This window comes from Cuspidothrix issatschenkoi CHARLIE-1, assembly GCF_002934005.1.
GTDB classification, from domain to species: domain Bacteria; phylum Cyanobacteriota; class Cyanobacteriia; order Cyanobacteriales; family Nostocaceae; genus Cuspidothrix; species Cuspidothrix issatschenkoi.
Window position 1 is genome coordinate 1 of the sequence record NZ_PGEM01000066.1, and the last position, 21,999, is coordinate 21,999.

Consider the following 21,999-nt stretch of genomic DNA (forward strand, 5'->3'; position numbering starts at 1 on the left):
GCCTTGTCACCCGTTAAGGTCTGAATCAGGATATCCAGGATTAAAGGATATCCAGGATGTTTAACTATGGTTGGGCTGATGAGTTTTTGGGGATGTTTGATATCTGTTTTTCTTTACTATATATGGCGACACAGATTCCCACTATAATTTAATGATAGGGTAAATTCAGAAATTTGTCAAGGGGTAGTTAAGGATAATCTTGACAATTTGGAGATTATAAAAATCCTGGACATCCTTAGAGGATGTCTGATAAGTGTCATATTTGATCGAGATCCCCCCTTACCCCCCTTAATAAGGGGGGAATAAATTTATCAAAGTCCCCCTTTATAAGGGGGATTTAGGGGGATCTACAAGTGTTGGATACCACATAAAAAAGTTTTCAGACATCCTCTTACATCCTGGGTATCCTGATTCTGACAAAAGAATTTTTGGGGTATTATTGGGAGTGTTTTAATTTGAGTTTAAATTTCTAATTTAATGGATATTAACCAACAAAAAGAACAATTTAGCATCACTTATGTTAGAGCGATTGCCGCTGTATCAGGTTATTCTATATACAGACCAGAAATAGACAATGATAGTGTAGATTTAGGTATACTTAGCAGAGGTGGAACAGGTAAAATCTTTTCTCCCAGACTGGAATTACAACTTAAATGTACTGCTAGAGATGTTCTTGAAGAAAACTCTATTAAATATCCCCTAATTATCAAAAATTATCATGATTTAAGAATAAATTCTCTTGTTCCGAGAATTTTAGTAGTTGTCTTAGTTCCTGAAAAAATCACAGACTGGATAAAACAAAAAGAAGGGGAACTGTGTCTGAGATATTGTGCTTACTGGGTTTCATTACACGGGATGCCAAATACCACAAATACAACAAATGTTACTATTGAAATACCTCGTAGTAATCAGTTTACACCAGATGCACTACAAACCATCATGCAACGGATTAGTTTTGGAGAATTGCCATGAAAGTTACCATCAAAGATAGTCAAACACTCAAAACAGTTCAACCTGATGTGATACAAGCACACCTCCAAGCTACAGGATGGCAGGAAACAGGAAGAATTTATAATGATGCTGGGGCAATTTGGCGTTTAAAAAAAGATACCGTAGATGAATATGAAATTTTGCTACCTCTTCAACATAATTTAGGAGATTATGCCCAAAGAATTAGCGATATTTTAAAAACATTAGAGATAGTAGAAAATAGAGATCAATTTGATATTTTAAGCGAATTTATCACTAATTATCCTAACTTTACTGTTCAAGGTGTTGTCATGCAAATCTCTACTCCAGAAATTGATAAACTGAGAGGAGAAATTACATTATTAGGTGCAGTGTTTGAGAAATTACAAGAGATTAAAACAGTTCTAGGTAATCAGGATTATATCTTAGCTATTAAGGCTTATCAAGAACGGTTGCAAATTCACTGTATGGGTGATTTAGTGAAAGAAGATAATCATTTTATTCTCAAAAATGCGAAGAATTTACAAATTGATGGATGACACCAATCAAGAACTAGAAATAATCATCCTTTATGATATAGGACTTACGCAAAATAGAGCGAAAGTAGGGGTAATTCATGAATTACCCCTACGAAATAATCAGGGTTTCAGTTACATCTTGCGTAAGTCCTATGATACTGTAGAATCACTCACACTAACACCTGAAGAATTAGGTTATCCGGCTGATTTTTTCCGAGAAACCGCAGGAAAATGGGAAGGAGAACCTTTAATTAGAGGAGAGCAAGGTGTGTGTGATCATAGAAATTGGGATTTATTATGATTTATTTACTGGATACTAATACCTATTTAATTTGTATAATTATTGCGGGCAAGACTTGTACTGAGTTTGCCGTTCGCGTAGCGTGGCGTTAGCCATAGTATGCCCGCACTACAAAAAATAACAATATTAGGATTATTGGATCTAGCTGCGTAACAGCTTATTTAGAAATTCCCTAAGATCCCCGACTTCTCTAAGAAGTCGGGGATCTGATTCTCAACTTACTTATTAATTTCTAATGATTTTATCATCTCTTCCACCGTTGGTAAAAACCGCTCATAATCTTTTTCTGATGTGGTGTAGGTAATGCGATAGGCAGTAGTTCCTCTTAACGTTAGTAAATACATATTTTTGATTTTTTCACCATCATCTTTTTTAGCAGTAACAACGATGATTTTACCTGGTTTATTGGCAATAATAGTATCATCTTGTTTAATTATATCTGCCATATCTAAGGATACTTCCAAATCCTTAACTTCTGATGTTTGGTAATTATCTAAATTCTGTAAATATTCAAAAACATTAATAATCAACTTGGCCTTTTGATCAGGTTGAATAAATGTTACTATTTTACCGTAAGGATCTTCTGAATCATCCCGTCTCCAACATTGAGGATATGCAATATTTACTTGATGTCCCTCATGAGAATATGGTGATGTTGATCCTCCACATTCAGGAAGAGGACGTTTAATAAACAAAAATATTGCTAATCCTGTAACTAGTAAAAAACTACCTATAATTATCCACCATAAATTTAATTTATTACCACCACCTCTTAAATCTTTTAAGACTTCTTGTACTGTTTGATAACGTTCCGTAGGATCATCACTGACCATTTTATCTAAAATATTGGCCAATTTATGACTAACTTTGTCACTACTTCGCCAAATTATTTTTTTTGTAATACTATCTTTTTCTAAATTTGCAGCATTAATTCCTGTTAATGCTTGAATACCAATGATTCCTATAGAATAAATATCACTATTCAGTTGTGGTCTTTTTAGTAGTTGTTCTGGTGCCATGTATACAGGAGTACCGATAATTGTTTGTACTGGATCTCCTACTTGTTTAACAGCACCAAAATCAATAATCACAATTTTATTATCTTTGGTTCTTCTTCTAATATTACTAGGTTTTAAATCTCGATGAATGATATTATGTTGATGAATTATTGCTAATACTTCCAGAATATCTATTAATAATTGAATGACAAAATTTTCCTGAATGGGAACACCAGGATGTTTTGATAATTCCTCTGTTAAATCATGTCCTTCAATGTATTCTTGAATGATGAAAAAATCTTGATTTTCTTGAATATAGGCTAAAAGTGTGGGAATTTGATCATGTTTAGGAAACTTTTGTAATGTTTCAGCTTCTCTGGCAAATAACTCTGTAGCTTTTTTTAATACTTCTGAATTTGTACTTGATGGGGTAAAACGCTTAACTATGCAACGATATCCGGGTAAGTCGTTATCTTTTGCTAAATAAGTAGTACCAAATGCACCTTGCCCTAAAAGGCTGATAATTTGATAGCGTCCTTTAATGATTTTGCCGATCACTGTGTTAACCCTGCTAACCTGTGTTGGATGTCTTTAATATCAGGACTTACGCAAAACATCACGAAAGTAGGGGTAATTCATGAATTACCCCTACGAAAGAATCAGGTTTTTGATTGCTTTGTGCGTAAGTCCTAAATATATCTTTGGATTAAGGTTATTGGTAAATCAAGCAAATATTTTAATATTTGTGTATTTCAGATGACTTCCTCTACTCAGGGTGATATAGCAGTCGCCAGGAAGGTTAGGACATAAATTTAGGGGATGGGCGAAGCATTCGGGCAAAAAATATCAGGGTAAGAGCCATAAATTATCTGCCCGAATGCTTCGCCCCTACTGTCCTAACCGATGTGGCGGTTGCTATAATTGCTGTTTATTGACAATAAGTTTTGAGTCCATTTTTAAGAAATTACCCAATAGTCGTAGCCGTAGGGTGCGTCAGACATTATAAATTATGTAAATAACCAGATTGTTGATATCTGACACACCTTTTAAGAAATTACCCGATAGATGGTAGAATCTGTCGGTTAAATATTCTCAGACGTTTACTCTGCAAGGGTTAATTAACGGTTTATAGGTATTATTCGTGACTGAACAAAAACAAGATCAAAAACCTGGTCGTTCTTTTGCTGGCATTGCTGGTATTGTAGCCGCAGCAACATTAATTAGTAAAGTATTTGGTTTAATTAGACAGCAAATAATCGCGGCTGCCTTTGGTGTGGGTGCGGCGGCCACAGCTTATAGTTATGCTTATATTATTCCTGGATTTCTGTTGATTTTACTTGGTGGTGTCAATGGGCCTTTACATAGTGCCATTGTCAGTGTTTTGGCTAAACATAAGCAAGAAGAATCTGCACCTATTGTAGAAACAATTACAACTCTTGTCGGTGGGTTGTTGCTGGTGGTGACAGTTGCCCAAATTTTTTGTGCTGAGTATATTGTTGATATAGTTGGTCATGGCTTAGAAGCAACTACAAGAGCGATCGCTATCCGTCAAATCCAAATCATGTCCCCTTTAGCCTTATTTGCTGGTTTAATTGGGATTGGTTTTGGAACTTTAAATGCAGCAAATCAATATTGGTTGTTATCCATTAGTCCTTTATTATCAAGTATTACCGTTATCATCGGTATTGGTATTTTAGCCCTCCAATATGGTAAAGCAATTATTAGTCCTGAATATGCTTTCATCGGGGGTATGGTATTAGCTTGGGGGACATTAGCGGGGGGAATTTTGCAATGGTTAGTCCAGTCAATTGTCCAATGGCGCTTAGGTTTAGGAACATTACGGTTAAGATTTAATTTTAAATCTCCTGGAGTCCAAGAAGTAATTAAAATCATGACTCCAGCGACAATATCATCAGGAATGATGCCCATTAATGTTGCTACTGATCTTTATTTTGCCAGTCCTATTCCTGGGGCAGCCGCAGGTTTTAACTATGCCAATCTTTTAGTACAAACTCCCTTGGGTATTATTTCTAATATTATTTTACTGCCTTTATTACCCACATTTGCTAAACTTGCTGGTCCGGAAAATTGGGAAGAACTAAAATTACGTATTCGTCAAGGACTTTTATTAACTGCCGTTACCATGTTACCTTTAGGGGCTTTAATGGTATCTTTATCCGTGCCAATTGTGGAGATAGTTTATCAACGGGGGGCATTTAAACAAGAAGCCACTCAGTTAGTATCTTCTCTCCTAATTGCCTATGGAATTGGGATGTTTGTCTATTTAGGCAGGGATGTTTTAGTCAGGGTATTTTATGCTTTAGGTGATGGACAAACACCATTTAAAATTAGTACATTTAATATTGTTCTCAATGCTGTATTAGATTTATTATTGGTTGAACCTTTTGGTGCGCCTGGGTTAGTTTTAGCTACAGTTGGAGTTAATTGTAGTTCAATGTTGATGTTGTTATTCTTACTCAACCGCAAACTTAATGGTTTACCTTGGCGAGAATGGGTACTCCCAATTTTCGGTTTAACTATTGGTAGTATTGTCTCTGGTGTAGCTAGTTTTGGAACTTTAATGGTTTCCCAGCAAATGCTAGGTAAACAGAATTTAATTAGTTTACTAATAGAATTATCTATATCGGCTTTAGTAGGAATTGGGGTATTTGCCCTCCTTGCTTCCAAAATGAATATTCCAGAGGTGAATATGTTTGTGATGAAGATGGGACAAAAGTTTTTGAAGAAATAAATTACAGCAGGAGTTCAGGAACAAGAAAAATCCTCCTGCTTCTACTTCATCAAGTACCCAAAGCCCATCTATTGCAAATTGATCTACTACTAAAACATAGTAAATCTCATGGAGTCACAGGCAAGATGCCCACAAAATTGGATAATTTATTTTTTGTGTTCCCTAATTGAAGTTTTGCATACGTGCAAGAGCCTCTATTTTAATTAGTTTATCTTTGGCCAATCCTTCTAGTTCATTGATATGCAACCAACCCTCATTAAGCAATCTAGCAAAGACAAATATCAAAACTGAATAACGGTAATCATACTTACCATCTAATTCGTGCCTCCTGGCGCTCAAGAAATCGTGTAATTCCCATAGATGATTCAGATCGGAAATTACACTTGCTTGTTGACAAACTTCTTTAATTAAAGTATTGACTTCCCGAATATAAGCTTGATCAAATGCTTTCCTAGCTACATTTTTCTCTGTATTAGACCATTCTACTTCATTCACTTGTACCATTCTCCGATATTTACTGAAAACAAATAAGCGCTCTCCAATAAAGAGCGCTTAGATCATGATTTAGTTTTTCAAAAGCACTTTAGCGAATCAGATTTAACAGTTCTTTGGGAGATGCTAGTAAATCAATTGCTACAAAGAAAATTTTGCCTTCAGGATTGAGCAAAAATCTCCAAGCCATATTCATTCCTACCGCAGCACCAAACCAAGGAGTTTGTACTTTACCAGTGACTTTTATCTGAGTAAAACCCTCTTCTGCTGCTTCGGAAACTCCTCGTTCTGGAAGTAAATTAAGGTTCTGACATTCTTCTTTGAAAAATCTCAGAATTGCATCTTTACCAATGATTGGTTTTTGGAAAGGAGGTTGCAAAGCACCATCATTTGCGAATAACTGAATCAGACTACCAAAATCATTGGCATTCATGTTATTCATGTAACTTAATACTACTGGATTAGTAACACCTTCAATAGAAACCTGACTTCGTTGTGATATTTCCTTGGGTGCAACAATAGGTTCACTAACTCTAGTGTAGTCGCCTAACTTGTTGATGTCATAACCCATATCAACTACAGAACTGCGTAAAACAGTAATTTGTTGACCTTGATCTAGTTCTCTAACCGCTTGCAAAACTGCTTGAGCGTTAGCAGAAAGTTGATAATTCGCGGGGATGGGAGTAACGATACCTTGATCCATCCATTGTCCAAGTTGATACCAAAAGCCTAGTTTGATATTGGCAGACCAAGCAGCATAGGTGCGACAAATCCGGGTATCGGACTGATTAGCTAAATCACACATTACTTGTGATTGTTCATCAAAAGTCATATTCCGAATTTCATTTAATGTTGGTTCTGCAAATTGCATACTAGCAGCACCAGGAGCAGCTATGGTGATTGTTTTACCCATTTCTAGATAAGCAAACCAAGTCCATGCTAATTGATCCTCTACACTAAGCTGCTTAAATCTAGCAATAGTCGCGGGTACAGCGTCAGCAGATAAGGTTTTGGGGAAAATACTCCGGGCTGAGTCAATGGTAATGGACATTATGTGTAAACCTTCGGTGTTTAGATTAAATTTGTAACTGGCGAAAATATGGTAAGGTACGAAACCTGGATAATTAAGCTTTTGTGTACCCTGTTACAATATCACAAAAGTTTACAATAGTTAACAAATATTTTCATCATTAATTCTTATCAATACCATAATCAAACAAGAGTTACTAAGCGGAGTAATATACAATAGGGTTTGTTTATAACCTAAAAGCAAGTCAGGGATACTTATTATTAACGATTGTGAATAAATAATAAAACCCTCTCAGGGCTAAGGCCGTACTCGTCGTTGATTTTTCTGTCACAACTGGTGCAAGGGACAACAATATGACCCAGCATCTATCGGAAAACTCAATTCCGGGCTAAACTTATCATTTAGCAGTGCTTTTTCATTCCCATACTGATATCCAATTTTACAAAAGGTTATGGACAAAAGTCCAATAGATGGCAGTAGTATCCTCCTCTAAGCTGGTGAGAAAGCCTCCCAGCGCGGGGGAGACTTTAGGAGATTTTAATTATGCTTACCCAGGAAATTCGCAATTCCTTAGATATTGCTGACTTAAATCAGCTTAAATATAATCTTAATTGTTTGCAACCTGTAGATGTGGGGGAGTACATCAGCCAATTGCCTGAAAAACAAAGGGCGATCGCTTTTCGATTACTCAATAAAGATCAAGCAATAGATGTATTTGAATATTTACCCACAGAAGTACAGGAAGAACTGATTAATTCCCTCCATGATGCCCAGGTAGTCCATTTAGTTGAAGAAATGAGTCCCGATGAACGGGCGGAATTATTCGATGAACTGCCAGCAGGAGTAGTCAAACGCCTATTACAACAACTCAGCCCCGAACAAAGACAAGCCACATCCACCATTCTCGGCTATCCAGAAGGGACTGCGGGACGGGTAATGACCACAGAATACGTCCGGTTGCGGCGAGGCTTAACTGTAGGTGAAGCCCTCAGTAAAATCCGCCTACAGGATGAGGATAAGGAAACAATTTACTACGCCTATGTTACGGATGATAATCGCACTTTAGTCAGTGTTGTTTCTTTGCGTCAGCTATTATTTACCTTTCCCGATGTATTAATTAAAGATATTGCCAGTCCCCATGTTGTGAAGGTAAGAACAGAAACCCCACAGGAAGAAGTTGCCCGCATCATGCAGCGTTATGATTTAATCGCTATGCCTGTAGTGGATAGAGAAGATCGGTTAGTCGGTATTATTACGATTGATGATGTAGTAGATATTTTAGAAGAAGAAGCCACAGAAGATATCCAAAAATTGGCAGGGGTGAGTGGGGATGAAGAAGCTTTATCTCCTGCACATATCACCATTCGCAAACGCTTACCTTGGTTATTGGGGATTATGGGATTATATATTGGTGCGGCCAGTGCGATCGCTCCCTTTCAACAAGTCATCGCTGCTGTACCTGTCCTCGCTGTGATTATGCCCATATTTTCTAACACTGGGGGAACTGTAGGTATACAAGCCTTAACCGTAACTATTCGGAGTTTAGGCGTAGGGGAAGTTACACCGGGAGACACCGCAAAAATCCTCCGCAAAGAACTGTTAGCAGGTTTAGGTACAGCCTTAGCATTAGGAATGACAATGATCGCCCTTTCCTTAATTTGGGCTAAACCCCAGGAAAGATGGGTAGCTTTAATTGCCGGTGCAGTCATGGCTACTAATACAATGGTAGCGGTTACTTTAGGAACTTTGTTACCAATGGGTTTAAAACGGTGGAAATTAGATCCCGCTTTAATGAGTGGTCCGCTAGTCACAACCATGTTAGATACCATCGGTTTTTTAACCTTTCTGAGTATGATTTCTCTGGCGTTAAATGTATTTCATTTACAAACATGAAATATAATTTTCAGCATCAGATATTGGGTAGATGGGGTTAACGTTAGAGGGTGTCTGATAAGTGTCATATTTGATCGAGATCCCCCCTTACCCCCCTTAATAAGGGGGGAATAAATCTATCAAAGTCCCCCTTTATAAGGGGGATTTAGGGGGATCTACAAGTGTTGAATACCACAGAAAAAAGTTTTCAGACATCCTCTTAGGAAACCCAACATTTTCAAGCATTTGTTGGGTTGCGCTGTTGCTTAACCCAACCTACAAACCCTAATTAATATCAGAAGTTGGGGATATGGATAAAGCGATTTTATTGAGAACTTTCTATAATTTCAATTTCCTCTGCTGTTAAATTATATAGTTGATAAACCATTTGATCAATTTTTGTTTCTAATGCGGTTGTATCTGCATTGGGATCTGATTTTTTAACAGCAAGAATGTTATTAACTAATCCTGATAAAATTTCTTGTATATCTACATCAATAACTTTAGGAATAGGGATTCTGGAAGTTGTGGTATTATCAAAGTGCATAGTTCTGATAGATTTGGCAAAAATAAATCTATAAATATACCAATTAATGCAATTAGAATGCAGAATACTCCAAATTAACTCAGGATTGAAATTTCCATTTAACTGAATTTGATTAATAGTATCAGCTAAAATATAATCATTTCTGTTGGGAATGGCCGCAGTTATTTTGATATGATCATTAGGATTTTCAATATGGGCTATTATATTTTGTACTAATAGGGAATTTTGATGAATAAATGCTTTATTTTCATTGACATTTTCTAAATAGATCTTACCCTTAATACCTTTAATTCCATATTTTTGTACTTCAGCACCACCAATAACATCTCTATCACCCTGATCAGAAATTAAATTCTGAATCATAGCACCTCTTTGATTTGTAGATATATCATTTAAGGTTTGACAAGTTGCTAAAATTTTTAAACCTATATTTATTTCTTCTATACTTAATCCATTAGGTAAAAAATTAAATCTTTTAACTAAATCTTTATCTAAATAACATTGAAATATAATTTCACAATTAGCTGCTGTAACTTTATGTGAACTATAAGTTAGGGTTTCGGATATCTTAGTTAAAATGAAAATACATACTTCTAGTTTTACATCTGGCCAAACTTTACCCCCGTCAGCTAAACTAATTAAATTATTAACAGTAAATTGTCTAATTTTCTCATAATTAGAAGCAAATGTATATGATTTGGGAATTATATAGGATTGATATCCATGCTGGTGTAATAAATCCCATCCTTTTTTAATAAATAAAATCGCTGTTTCTGTGGTATTAAATTCATATATTTGATTTAAGATTGCTTTTTCTATTTTGCTCAATTGTACTCCATAGGGAGGATTACCAATAACCACATCAAAACCAACAAAAACACCCTCATCATTTAACACTTCAGGAAATTCAAAACGCCATTCAAAAGCATTTTCATAAATTTTACCACCTTCTATATCCTCAATCTCAACCCGTAACTTATCCATCTCATTATTTAACTTAGCAATTTTTTTCTCCCGCTTAGTTTTCTCAGCTTTAGTTTCTGGAATCAGAAAAGTTTGATTCTCCAAATTCTCAACCTCACCCTCTAGCTTTCTTAACTTAGTTTTATTTGGATCACTTAATCCCAATGTAGTTTTAAAATTACCCTTAATTTCCTGAATTAATCTTTCCATTTTCCGCTTTTGCTCCTTATTCTCAGCATTGCGGTAAGTTTTCACAGCATTTTTATAATCTTCTATAGTGTATTTCTTCTTACTTAAAGCAACTTGCAAATTAGCATCTAACGAAAAACGACTAATTAAAGAATTACCACATTTAATATTAATATCAATATTGGGTAAAGTCTCCAATTCAGTGTAATTACTATCGGTTTTATAATAAGCATTTTTTAAAAGTTCAATCCACAAACGCAACCGACAGATTTTTACAGAATTGGGGTTAATATCCACACCAAATAAACAACTTTCAATAATCGTTTGCTTCTCATGAAATAGAGTTTCCTGTACTCGTTGACTTTCCTGATTTTTCGGGTTATACTCAAATAATAAACCATCCTCATCAGTCACAACTAACTCATCATTAGCAACCTCAAAACTATATTCCTTTAATCTCTTACCTTGTCTATCCAGTAAAATTTTTAACTCACTTTTAATCGCAATAATTTCATTTAAAGCAGAAACTAAAAAATGTCCTGAACCCACAGCAGGATCACATATTTTCAAACCATTAATAATATCATTAGCTGCTTTTTTATCCTCTATTTTATCATATAAATTATCAATAGTTTCACAATTCCAACCTTTAACATCATTAAACTTTTGGATAACCGCTCTTCTAATGGTTTCCCGACACATATACATAGTAATAAAACCGGGAGTAAAGAAAGAACCATCTTTATAACCATTAATTTTCTCGAAAATCAAACCCAACACAGAAGCATTAATTAACCTTTTATTATCTTCCTGAATTTCTTCCCCGGTGTCACTACTAAAATTGTAAGCATTGAGAAAAGCGAACAGATATTCTAAGGTATTAATTTCTCCAGTCAGTTTTTTACCGTTATTGTCTTTTAAAATAGTACCAGTAAAAATGGGTAATTTCTCATTTCTCAAATTGCTAATACAAATAGTTTCTTGTTCAATGTCTGTCGGTTCAAACAAAGAACTATTCAAATAAGGAACATGAGCAAATCTTTCTTGTAATTTTTTTTGTAAATTCTGACTTCTTTCCTGTGGTTTACGAGCTAATACACTAAAAAATAGACTATTGAGATCATCATAATTTGTAACTTTTTGTAAATTCAAAAATCCCCAAGACGGATCATTTTTATGATATCTAATTAATTGAGCTTCTAATAATTTTAAAAACAATATTCTATTTATCCAAGTAATTGCTAATTCTAAACCTAGATTAAAAAGTTGTTCTTGATAAGTTTCTCCAAATAGTTCCGGTTTTTCTAAACGAGAGATTTTATCTAAACTATCAACTTGGGAAATAGCATTTTCTATTAATGAACCCATATTTCTATCATGTTCTTTTTGACGTTGAATCAGCTTTTTACCACCTTCCTTAGTTTCTACCAAACCGATAATATGTAGTAATTCACTGTAAAAACCTTTATCAAGAGTATTACTATCATTAGTAAAAGGTAATTTTAATAAGTTCATTTTTTCACACCTTGATATTGATGAAATTTAGCAATATAGGGAACAGAGAACAGAAAAGAAGAAATCAAGGTATACTGAGTTTGTTAAAAAATCAAATAGGAGTCCTATATCATAGATGAAAGTAATTTTTAATCACCGGGACTTTATTCAAAAATAACCAACCTCCAAAACATTACTCTCATCTAAACCTTCATTATTTAAAAGGTTACGAATATTATTAATAAGATGCTGAAAAACTTCAATTCTAAATGGATTATTTTCTAAGTATTGAATATAATAATCTCGATAATCTAAACGACCTTGATAAGTGGCGAAATGTGTTCTAATATTAGAATTAATTCTTTTGGCTTTTCTTAACAAAATGACTTCATCAATATCTGTGGGAGCAGTGCTAATGGGAGACATATCTAACCATTCACATACTAGAAAATATTTTGCTCCAGGAACTGCGGTTTTGACATCATGTGCGGTTGCACATCCTTCTTGAAACATGGTTTTATCAAGATTGGTTTTACATTCTACAGCAATATAAGCCAGATTAGTAATTATACTTTTTTCTTGTGTAAAATCTGGAAAATGAGATGCTTTTAAATAGAGTTTTCTAGTAATTGCAAAATCTTGGTTTTTGCTTCTAATACTTAAACCACCTCCTAAAGCTGGAATTGTTAAACTAGACTCAAAATAAACAGAAGAAAATGCTTTAATAGGTCCAACCTCGGCATCTAATTTTTCTATTTCTGGTATAATAATGGGATTAATCAGATATGGTAAAAATTCCTCAATTATCGTATTATCTAATTTTAATTGCCCCTTTTGTCTATATAAAAAATCATTAGGACTATCAAAAATTAATTTGATATCTATATAATTTTTGTAATCAATCAACAAGTTTAATAGAGTATTGAACATTTGTTCTGATGTCACTTGAGATATTATAGCTTGTCTTAAATTGTTAATCCATGTTTCATAAATGTCCATTGCTTCAGTAACTCTAGGTTTATCATTAACTGGAAGTTTAGAATTATCCAGTAAAGCTTTTAGTTTTTCAAAATGTGGGGTAGAATAAGTTTTCATAACTTAAAAAGTTAATCTTAGTTAATCTTGGGTAACGTTATTGTCAGCTTTAAATATAGGTGATTTTTGTACCAAATTAGCACGGTTTTTAGCATTAATTATTTCTTCATAAATATCTCCTTCTATATTTTCTAAAGCTGTTGTTAAAAACTCCTTTGCTAATTCTATCGCTAAAGTGTCATCTGCTATGTGAGGATTTTTTTCAGGGACTAAATGTAAAATATCTTCATAAATTATTTTACCAAATTTATTTTTAAATTTTCTTTCTTGAATTAAATCAATTTTAAAACCCGCACCTTGAACAGCTAAATTAGCTAATAATGTACCATTTTTAAAAGGTACACCACGTATATTTGATTCTCTGCCAATTACAATAATTACTCTACCATCTTGTTTAATTAATCTGTGAATTTCTTTCAACACATCCAGTATATCTAGAGCGTATTGAATAACAGTTAAAAACCTATTTTGACGATGTTTCCTATTAGCACCTATTTCTGATTTCGCTACTGTTAGTAAATTCCAACCTAACATTTCCATTGTTATACGATTGTTTTGATGATAATTAAATACATTAATATATGGAGGAGATGTGATCACGATATCTATGCTATTATCTGATAAAGGAATATTTCTAGCATCTTGATGAATAACTTGACAGGGATGAGGAGAATAGGGCAGAGATTTAATAATATTGATATGCTTTTGTAATGCTTTTTTAAAGGTGATTAATTCTCTTGGTTGATTTTGTTGATGGTAGTTAATAATTGCATTGATCAGTAAATTTTTTAATATCTGTTCATTATCACATTCTTGTAAGATTTTAATAATAAAATTTTCTTCGATTTCTTGTTTATCTAAAGATGTTTGTTTTTCAGAAAAGCCATAAAAAAATAAATCTCCTGCAAAGGGTAATAAATGTTTATCAATAATTTCCTCAGCTAATTTAATTAATTTTTGTCTTTTGGTGGGTTCTATATTGACAAAATGAGCAGTTTTAGCCATTTCTACAGCAGCAGGATTTATTTCAGTACCATAACAAGATAAACCTTGACGTGCAGCTTCAAATAAGGTTGTTCCACTACCTGCAAATGGGTCTAAGACGACATCATTAGGATGAGCATAAACTTTGAGAAATAGTTCTATTAACTCAGGTGAAAATTGACCTCTCCAGGGTAAAATACTTGTTCTATTTTTATTTTGCAAGTCTAATTGTTCTGGAGAAAGGGATTTACAATTATTAGAAATTGTTTGCACTTGACTAAAGATATCAATTATGGAAATGACTGATGTTAACAATGGTTTATTCTCCTATTTTATTCACTATTTGTTATCGAGGAAATATTTAATAAAATCCTGATTTATTTATTGTCAGAATCAGGATACCCAGGATTTAAGGATGTACAGGATATTATACCATTTTACGAACATCCTGATATTGATTAATTAATCCTAGGGGTAAGGTGCATTGCGCTTTACCCCTACCCGCTAGAACTTTCGATAATTTCAATTTCCTCTGCTGTTAAATTATATAGTTGATAAACCATTTGATCAATTTCTGCTTCTAATGCGGTTGTATCTGCATTGGGATCTGATTTTTTAGCGTTGAGGATTTGATTAACAAGTTGAATAAATGGTTTTTGTAAAGTTGAACTAACTATTTTAATTGGTAAGTTCTCAAAATATTGTTTCGTGCAGGTAATATATCCACCTCTAAATTTATTACTTTCTCTATATAAAACAAAAAATAGCATCTTTGAATTTAATAAAGATAGTAAAAATCTCTTATCAATAGATTGATTTTTAATAGAAATACTAAATCCACCACCAGCCATGAGAGTATATTTACCATCTTGAGGAGTTAACGTAAAAATACCTTTATCTGCTAATAATGGGATTAATATATCTGATTTATTGTGATTGTTGAGACTCCTAGCTGCGCTATAAGCATACCATTTTTTAATTTGTTTTCTTTCTTCAAGTTTTGTTTTATGATTAAGCAAATATTGATAAGTTTTTGGATATTCTTGTTTGAATGTATCTTCATCTAAAAGATGATACTTTTCAGTATTAGTAAAATAAGGAAAAATCAGATAAGTATTAATATTATTTCTAAATAGATAACGGCTAAAATGTGTTGCATAAATTGGTTTAATTAAAATATCATTTTCTAATTCAATATATTCTCCATACCCATTGATAAATCCCTCATTTTCTTGAGTTAAAGTAAATATATTATCATTACCTGTACTCGAACCTCTACAAATATCACAGGGTAAATCTTTGAGTTGAGCAGAATTATTTTTAATTTTTTCTACTAGTTTAATACTGGTATTACTGTCAAATACCCAAGTTTTACCAAGAAGATCAGAATAGGAAATATTATTTTTGACATATTCTTGATTAAGAACTTTAGATGGTTGAGTTCTGCAAAAAGACAATGATGATTTTTCAAATTTATTAATAAAAACTATACAGGTATAGGTTGTCGCAGTATCAAATACCTGATGATCTTCAAAATCAATAATTTCATAAATTAATTTATTTTCAAGTAAATACTGACGAATCAGTTTACCATAATCCGTTGTTAAAAATTTACTAGGTATAATAAAAGATGAATTTGAACAGCTACTTGTCAGCGAGTTAATTCTTTCTAGGAATAGAATATAAATATCAAATGTTCCCTGTTTGGCTGATTTAAAGTTATTACGATAATAGTCAACTACATTTTTATCGGTTTTGTTTAAATCTTGAATCGAAATATAAGGAGGATTTCCAATTATAACATCAAAACCAATAAAAGCACCTTGATCGTTCAACACTTCAGGGAACTCGAAACGCCATTCAAAAGCATTGTTGTAAATTTTACCAGTTTCTATTTCTGCAATTTCTATCTTTAATTTATGAATTTCATTCTTTAATTGAATAATCTTTATTTCCTTTTCTTTCTCATCTTTTTTTGTTTTCTCAAATAATTCTAACTCTTGTTGATTTTCTAGGCTATTTAGTTCTGCTTCTAACTTATCTAACTTTGTTTTTTTGGGTTTATAACCTATTTCTTTCAAAGAATCATTAAAATTTTTCTTGATTTTAATAACTTCTTGTTCTGCTATTTTCTTATCTTCCCTACTCTTTGCATTGAAATAATTTCGTACAGCACCTTTATATTTTTCAATATCAGATTGACTTTTCTTTGAGATTAAAATTGTTTTTAAATCTGTATCTACTCCAAAACGACTAATTAAAGAATTACCACATTTAATATTAATATCAATATTGGGTAAAGTCTCCAATTCAGTGTAATTACTATCGGTTTTATAATAAGCATTTTTTAAAAGTTCAATCCACAAACGCAACCGACAGATTTTTACAGAATTGGGGTTAATATCCACACCAAATAAACAACTTTCAATAATCGTTTGTTTCTCATGAAATAGAGTTTCCTGTACTCGTTGACTTTCCTGGTTTTTCGGGTTATACTCGAATAATAAACCATCCTCATCAGTCACAACTAACTCATCATTAGCAACCTCAAAACTATATTCCTTTAATCTCTTACCTTGTCTATCCAGTAAAATTTTTAACTCACTTTTAATCGCAATAATTTCATTTAAAGCAGAAACTAAAAAATGTCCTGAACCCACAGCAGGATCACATATTTTCAAACCATTAATAATATCATTAGCTGCTTTTTTATCCTCTATTTTATCATATAAATCATCAATAGTTTCACAATTCCAACCTTTAACATCATTAAACTTTTGGATAACTGCTCTTCTAATGGTTTCCCGACACATATACATAGTAATAAAACCGGGAGTAAAGAAAGAACCATCTTTATAACCATTAATTTTCTCAAAAATCAAACCCAATACAGAAGCATTAATTAACCTTTTATTCTCTTCCTGAATTTCTTCCCCGGTGTCACTACTAAAATTGTAAGCATTGAGAAAAGCGAACAGATATTCTAAGGTATTAATTTCTCCAGTCAGTTTTTTACCGTTATTGTCTTTTAAAATAGTACCAGTAAAAATGGGTAATTTCTCATTTCTCAAATTGCTAATACAAATAGTTTCTTGTTCAATGTCTGTCGGTTCAAACAAAGAACTATTCAAATAAGGAACATGAGCAAATCTTTCTTGTAATTTTTTTTGTAAATTCTGACTTCTTTCCTGTGGTTTACGAGCTAATACACTAAAAAATAGACTATTGAGATCATCATAATTTGTAACTTTTTGTAAATTCAAAAATCCCCAAGACGGATCATTTTTATGATATCTAATTAATTGAGCTTCTAATAATTTTAAAAACAATATTCTATTCATCCAAGTAATTGCTAATTCTAAACCTAAATTAAAAAGTTGCTCTTCATAGTTTTCTCCAAATAGTTCCGGTTTTTCCAACCGAGAAATTTTATCTAAACTATCAACTTGGGAAATGGCATTTTCTATTAATGAACCAATATTTCTATCATGTTCTTTTTGACGTTGAATCAGCTTTTTACCACCTTCCTTAGTTTCTACCAAACCGATAATATGTAGTAATTCACTGTAAAAACCCTTATCAAGAGTATTACTATCATTAGTAAAAGGTAATTTTAATAAGTTCATTTTTTCACACCTTGATATTGATTAAATTTAGTTTAACCAAAGCTAAATTATTCAGCAATATTTACAGATAAATTTAGCTTGTTTTTTTTACAAATCTTATAATTTGTTAGGACACCATTTAATTTTAGCCTTAAATTGTCAGAATCAGATATTGCGTAGGTTGGGTTGACGTTAGGAAACCCAACATTTTTAAACTAATAAATATCAGAAGTTAGGGATATGAATAAGGTGATATTATCTAGAACTTTCGATAATTTCAATTTCCTCTGCTGTTAAATTATATAGTTGATAAACCATTTGATCAATTTCTGTTTCTAATGCGGTTGTATCTGCATTGGGATCTGATTTTTTAGCGTTGAGGATTTGATTAACCAATGATTCAATATTTTTTTGATATTCTTCATCAGCAATTCTAATAGGTATTGGTGAAATAAACTGCTTATTTGCTTCAAAGAAACCATTATCTTTAGGTTTACCAATTAATTTAAAATAGAAATTTGCAAGCTTAGAATTTAAAATGCCTAATAAATATTTTATATTTACTTCATTTTCATTAATAGGTTTAATACCATTGACGCGCACATTATTTAAGAAAAATTTGCCATCTTCATCAAGGAAACATTGTAAATCTGATACTGTTTGTGCTATACCTATTTTTGATAATGTTTGCTTATCAAGGTTTTTAGGATAATTATATCCATACCATAAATCAGTATTCATTTTATTATTTTCTCGACTTCTTAAAATTGATTCATTTGTTTTTAGATACTCGAAAGCTTTGGGGTAATTACTTTTTAATATATCAAGATTAAGTAAGGTAAAATCATTAATTGTTTGATAAACATGAAGCAAGTATTTATCAGTATTAGGAATTTTATATCGTTTGGCTTCTGTTCCTGAAATAAGTGGTTTCATTATAGAATCTTCAATTTCAACTTCTCTATCTAGTATTTTTGAATAGTATATTCCTGATGAGATTTTTCTTAAATGATAAATATTATCAGCGCTAGTTTGAATCCCCACAAAAATTTGTGCTATTTCACCCAAAGATTTTGAGTTTGATTCTATTTTTCTTTTAATTTTTAAAATATTTTCTTCTCCTAAACTCCAATTGTTTTCATTTAATTGAGCAAATAAAATTCTTGACCATTCTTTAAACTGAAGAACTTGAAATTTATAAGATTCTATTTTTAAATATTGGAAATAATCCTTTTTTTGTTTACTAAATTGTTGACAGGCTGTATAAACAGTTGCGTCAAGAAAAACTTGACTAGAACCAAAATCTAAAAATCTTGATAAATACTTAGATTTAATAATTAAACTTCTTAATGGTTTTCCATACTCATTATAAATCCAAAGAGAAGGCATAATAAAATCAACTAAACCTGAAGAATTTAATAAATCTAATGCTTTTTCTACAAAAAGAAGATAAATATCAAAGTTTCCTTTTCCTGCTGTTTGATAATTTATAGAATAATAATTACAAACTAAGAAATTAGATTTTTTTAAATCCTGTATAGCAATATAAGGAGGATTACCAATAATCACATCAAAACCAACAAAAACACCCTCATCATTTAACACTTCAGGAAATTCAAAACGCCATTCAAAAGCATTTTCATAAATTTTACCACCTTCTATATCCTCAATCTCAACCCGTAACTTATCCATCTCATTATTTAACTTAGCAATTTTTTTCTCCCGCTTAGTTTTCTCGGCTTTAGTTTCTGGAATCAGAAAAGTTTGATTCTCCAAATTCTCAACCTCACCCTCTAGCTTTCTTAACTTAGTTTTATTTGGATCACTTAATCCCAATGTAGTTTTAAAATTACCTTTAATATCATTAATTAATCTTTCCATTTTCCGCTTTTGCTCCTTATTTTCAGCATTGCGGTAAGTTTTCACAGCATTTTTATAATCTTCTATAGTGTATTTCTTCTTACTTAAAGCAACTTGCAAATTAGCATCTAACGAAAAACGACTAATTAAAGAATTACCACATTTAATATTAATATCAATATTGGGTAAAGTCTCCAATTCAGTGTAATTACTATCGGTTTTATAATAAGCATTTTTTAAAAGTTCAATCCACAAACGCAACCGACAGATTTTTACAGAATTGGGGTTAATATCTACACCAAATAAACAACTTTCAATAATCGTTTGCTTCTCATGAAATAGAGTTTCTTGTACTCGTTGACTTTCCTGATTTTTCGGGTTATACTCAAATAATAAACCATCCTCATCAGTCACAACTAACTCATCATTAGCAACCTCAAAACTATATTCCTTTAATCTCTTACCTTGTCTATCCAGTAAAATTTTTAACTCACTTTTAATCGCAATAATTTCATTTAAAGCAGAAACTAAAAAATGTCCTGAACCCACAGCAGGATCACATATTTTCAAACCATTAATAATATCATTAGCTGCTTTTTTATCCTCTATTTTATCATATAAATTATCAATAGTTTCACAATTCCAACCTTTAACATCATTAAACTTTTGGATAACTGCTCTTCTAATGGTTTCCCGACACATATACATAGTAATAAAACCGGGAGTAAAGAAAGAACCATCTTTATAACCATTAATTTTCTCAAAGATTAAACCCAATACAGAAGCATTAATTAACCTTTTATTATCTTCCTGAATTTCTTCCCCGGTGTCACTACTAAAATTGTAAGCATTGAGAAAAGCGAACAGATATTCTAAGGTATTAATTTCTCCAGTCAGTTTTTTACCGTTATTGTCTTTTAAAATAGTACCAGTAAAAATGGGTAATTTCTCATTTCTCAAATTGCTAATACAAATAGTTTCTTGTTCAATGTCCGTCGGTTCAAACAAAGAACTATTCAAATAAGGAACATGAGCAAATCTTTCTTGTAATTTTTTTTGTAAATTCTGACTTCTTTCCTGTGGTTTACGAGCTAATACACTAAAAAATAGACTATTGAGATCATCATAATTATTAACTTTTTGTAAATTCAAAAATCCCCAAGACGGATCATTTTTATGATATCTAATTAATTGAGCTTCTAATAATTTTAAAAACAATATTCTATTCATCCAAGTAATTGCTAATTCTAAACTCAGATTAAAAAGTTGTTCTTCATAGGTTTCTCCAAATAGTTCCGGTTTTTCTAAACGAGAAATTTTATCTAAACTATCAACTTGGGAAATGGCATTTTCTATTAATGAACCAATATTTCTATCATGTTCTTTTTGACGTTGAATCAGCTTTTTACTACCTTCCTTAGTTTCTACCAAACCGATAATATGTAGTAATTCACTGTAAAAACCCTTATCAAGAGTATTACTATCATTAGTAAAAGGTAATTTTAATAAATGTTCTGGAGAAAATAGTTTAAACAGGGAAATTAACTTATGTTCCTCTGGATGTTTACCAGGGTTTAAATATTCCTGATAGTCTCGAATATCAAAATGGGTAAAGGTAATTTTATCAGCAATTTCAGAAATAGCAGGTTGGGCAATTTCCTTATAGAAAAATTCAGTTTTTTTGCTGGTTAATCTCCCTGCTTCAAAATCAGTAAATTGTTTAACTAAAGATTTATTTTCCATAAATAATTTCTCAAAACTCTGAGCATCAAAAATAAACCATTCATAAATATTAGTAGCGATTAAATATTTAATTTCTAAATTTTTTTCTAGAATACGTTCTCGCAAGAAATACAAAACTAATTCCTGAAATGCTTTAGTATTGAGATTATCAACCTTCAACATTTCCCCTTTATTATTTGGTTTTTTAAATTCTAAAATTACCCCCACACTACTTTTAGCATCTTTACCATTATGAATAACTAAATCATTGCGTCCCTTGGTATTAATAAAATTATTTGCACTATAAAAAGTATTTTTTAAAAAATCCACAATAAGATTTTTATGAAATTCCTCAGATTCCGATTTATTGATTTTATCAAGTAGATTTTGCAGATGAGTTTTAAAATTTTCAATGTCATTTCTAAAGGGGTTAATTTTCAGGAATGCTTTATTTAAAGCTACTCTAGGTTGTAATTTCTGTGGGTTCATTTTTTCACACCTTGATATTTATGGTAGTTTTTATTGATTTCTATTCGTCATAAGGATCTGATATTTTCCTATATCATCCCGCTTATGCAGAAACATTAAGTAACTTGAATAAAAAATAT

At 32.0% G+C, this 21,999-nt stretch carries 13 protein-coding genes; 5 read left to right on the forward strand and 8 right to left on the reverse strand.

The genetic code is table 11. The annotated features are described in order from the left end of the window. Positions 1-477: 477 nt before the first annotated feature. Genes CUN59_RS09700 through CUN59_RS09710 form a run of 3 tightly spaced genes read left to right on the forward strand, consistent with a single transcriptional unit; the run spans position 478 to position 1,788 of the window. The gene (locus CUN59_RS09700; protein ID WP_104387658.1) at positions 478-972 is read left to right on the forward strand and encodes a DUF4365 domain-containing protein; all 495 of its coding nucleotides are present in this window, start codon (positions 478-480) and stop codon (positions 970-972) included. Next, entirely contained in the window at positions 969-1,508 is a 540-nt protein-coding gene (locus CUN59_RS09705) for a hypothetical protein (protein WP_104387659.1), read from the forward strand. Before CUN59_RS09700 ends, CUN59_RS09705 begins: the two co-directional genes overlap by 4 nt. Continuing rightward, complete coding sequence (locus CUN59_RS09710) at positions 1,501-1,788, forward strand: hypothetical protein (RefSeq protein ID WP_104387660.1); 288 nt, start codon at positions 1,501-1,503, stop codon at positions 1,786-1,788. Before CUN59_RS09705 ends, CUN59_RS09710 begins: the two co-directional genes overlap by 8 nt. A 218-nt stretch (positions 1,789-2,006) precedes the next feature. On the opposite strand, the gene CUN59_RS09715 is transcribed toward CUN59_RS09710, so the two are convergent. After that, positions 2,007-3,344: a serine/threonine-protein kinase gene (locus tag CUN59_RS09715; RefSeq protein WP_104387661.1), complete on the reverse strand. Its 1,338-nt coding sequence runs from the start codon at positions 3,342-3,344 to the stop codon at positions 2,007-2,009. A 583-nt stretch (positions 3,345-3,927) separates the two neighbouring features. On the opposite strand from CUN59_RS09715, the gene murJ reads away from it, so the two are divergent. Then, on the forward strand, positions 3,928-5,538 hold the full coding sequence (gene murJ, locus CUN59_RS09720; protein ID WP_104387662.1) for a murein biosynthesis integral membrane protein MurJ: 1,611 nt from the start codon (positions 3,928-3,930) through the stop codon (positions 5,536-5,538). A 162-nt stretch (positions 5,539-5,700) separates the two neighbouring features. On the opposite strand, the gene frp is transcribed toward murJ, so the two are convergent. Beyond that, positions 5,701-6,042: a fluorescence recovery protein gene (gene frp, locus CUN59_RS09725; protein ID WP_104387663.1), complete on the reverse strand. Its 342-nt coding sequence runs from the start codon at positions 6,040-6,042 to the stop codon at positions 5,701-5,703. Positions 6,043-6,121: 79 nt separating this feature from the next. Then, entirely contained in the window at positions 6,122-7,081 is a 960-nt protein-coding gene (locus CUN59_RS09730; protein ID WP_104387664.1) for an orange carotenoid-binding protein, read from the reverse strand. A gap of 522 nt (positions 7,082-7,603) precedes the next feature. Between CUN59_RS09730 and mgtE the strand changes: the two genes are divergently transcribed. Next, positions 7,604-8,953 carry a magnesium transporter gene (gene mgtE, locus CUN59_RS09735; RefSeq protein WP_104387665.1) on the forward strand — a complete coding sequence of 450 codons (1,350 nt, stop codon included), beginning with the start codon at positions 7,604-7,606 and terminating at the stop codon, positions 8,951-8,953. A 304-nt stretch (positions 8,954-9,257) separates the two neighbouring features. On the opposite strand, the gene CUN59_RS09740 is transcribed toward mgtE, so the two are convergent. The 5 genes from CUN59_RS09740 to CUN59_RS09760 form a co-directional block, all read right to left on the reverse strand. Next, on the reverse strand, positions 9,258-12,146 hold the full coding sequence (locus CUN59_RS09740; RefSeq protein WP_104387666.1) for a type IIG restriction enzyme/methyltransferase: 2,889 nt from the start codon (positions 12,144-12,146) through the stop codon (positions 9,258-9,260). A 147-nt stretch (positions 12,147-12,293) separates the two neighbouring features. Further along, the gene (locus tag CUN59_RS09745) at positions 12,294-13,220 is read right to left on the reverse strand and encodes a Bpu10I family restriction endonuclease (protein ID WP_104387667.1); all 927 of its coding nucleotides are present in this window, start codon (positions 13,218-13,220) and stop codon (positions 12,294-12,296) included. A 21-nt stretch (positions 13,221-13,241) separates the two neighbouring features. Further along, on the reverse strand, positions 13,242-14,519 hold the full coding sequence (locus CUN59_RS09750; protein WP_104387668.1) for a DNA methyltransferase: 1,278 nt from the start codon (positions 14,517-14,519) through the stop codon (positions 13,242-13,244). Between the two features lie 182 nt (positions 14,520-14,701). After that, complete coding sequence (locus CUN59_RS09755; protein WP_104387669.1) at positions 14,702-17,830, reverse strand: type IIG restriction enzyme/methyltransferase; 3,129 nt, start codon at positions 17,828-17,830, stop codon at positions 14,702-14,704. Positions 17,831-18,064: 234 nt separating this feature from the next. Further along, entirely contained in the window at positions 18,065-21,880 is a 3,816-nt protein-coding gene (locus CUN59_RS09760; protein WP_104387670.1) for a DUF7149 domain-containing protein, read from the reverse strand. Positions 21,881-21,999: the final 119 nt, after the last annotated feature.

Bases quoted from the DNA above. Each gene is read 5' to 3' on its own strand.
- CUN59_RS09745 (WP_104387667.1), bottom strand. From the start codon at position 13,220: ATGAAAACTTATTCTACCCCACATTTTGAAAAACTAAAAGCTTTACTG.
- frp (WP_104387663.1), bottom strand. From the start codon at position 6,042: ATGGTACAAGTGAATGAAGTAGAATGGTCTAATACAGAGAAAAATGTA.
- CUN59_RS09755 (WP_104387669.1), bottom strand. From the start codon at position 17,830: ATGAACTTATTAAAATTACCTTTTACTAATGATAGTAATACTCTTGAT.
- CUN59_RS09730 (WP_104387664.1), bottom strand. From the start codon at position 7,081: ATGTCCATTACCATTGACTCAGCCCGGAGTATTTTCCCCAAAACCTTA.
- CUN59_RS09760 (WP_104387670.1), bottom strand. From the start codon at position 21,880: ATGAACCCACAGAAATTACAACCTAGAGTAGCTTTAAATAAAGCATTC.
- CUN59_RS09740 (WP_104387666.1), bottom strand. From the start codon at position 12,146: ATGAACTTATTAAAATTACCTTTTACTAATGATAGTAATACTCTTGAT.
- mgtE (WP_104387665.1), top strand. From the start codon at position 7,604: ATGCTTACCCAGGAAATTCGCAATTCCTTAGATATTGCTGACTTAAAT.
- CUN59_RS09710 (WP_104387660.1), top strand. From the start codon at position 1,501: ATGGATGACACCAATCAAGAACTAGAAATAATCATCCTTTATGATATA.
- CUN59_RS09700 (WP_104387658.1), top strand. From the start codon at position 478: ATGGATATTAACCAACAAAAAGAACAATTTAGCATCACTTATGTTAGA.
- CUN59_RS09705 (WP_104387659.1), top strand. From the start codon at position 969: ATGAAAGTTACCATCAAAGATAGTCAAACACTCAAAACAGTTCAACCT.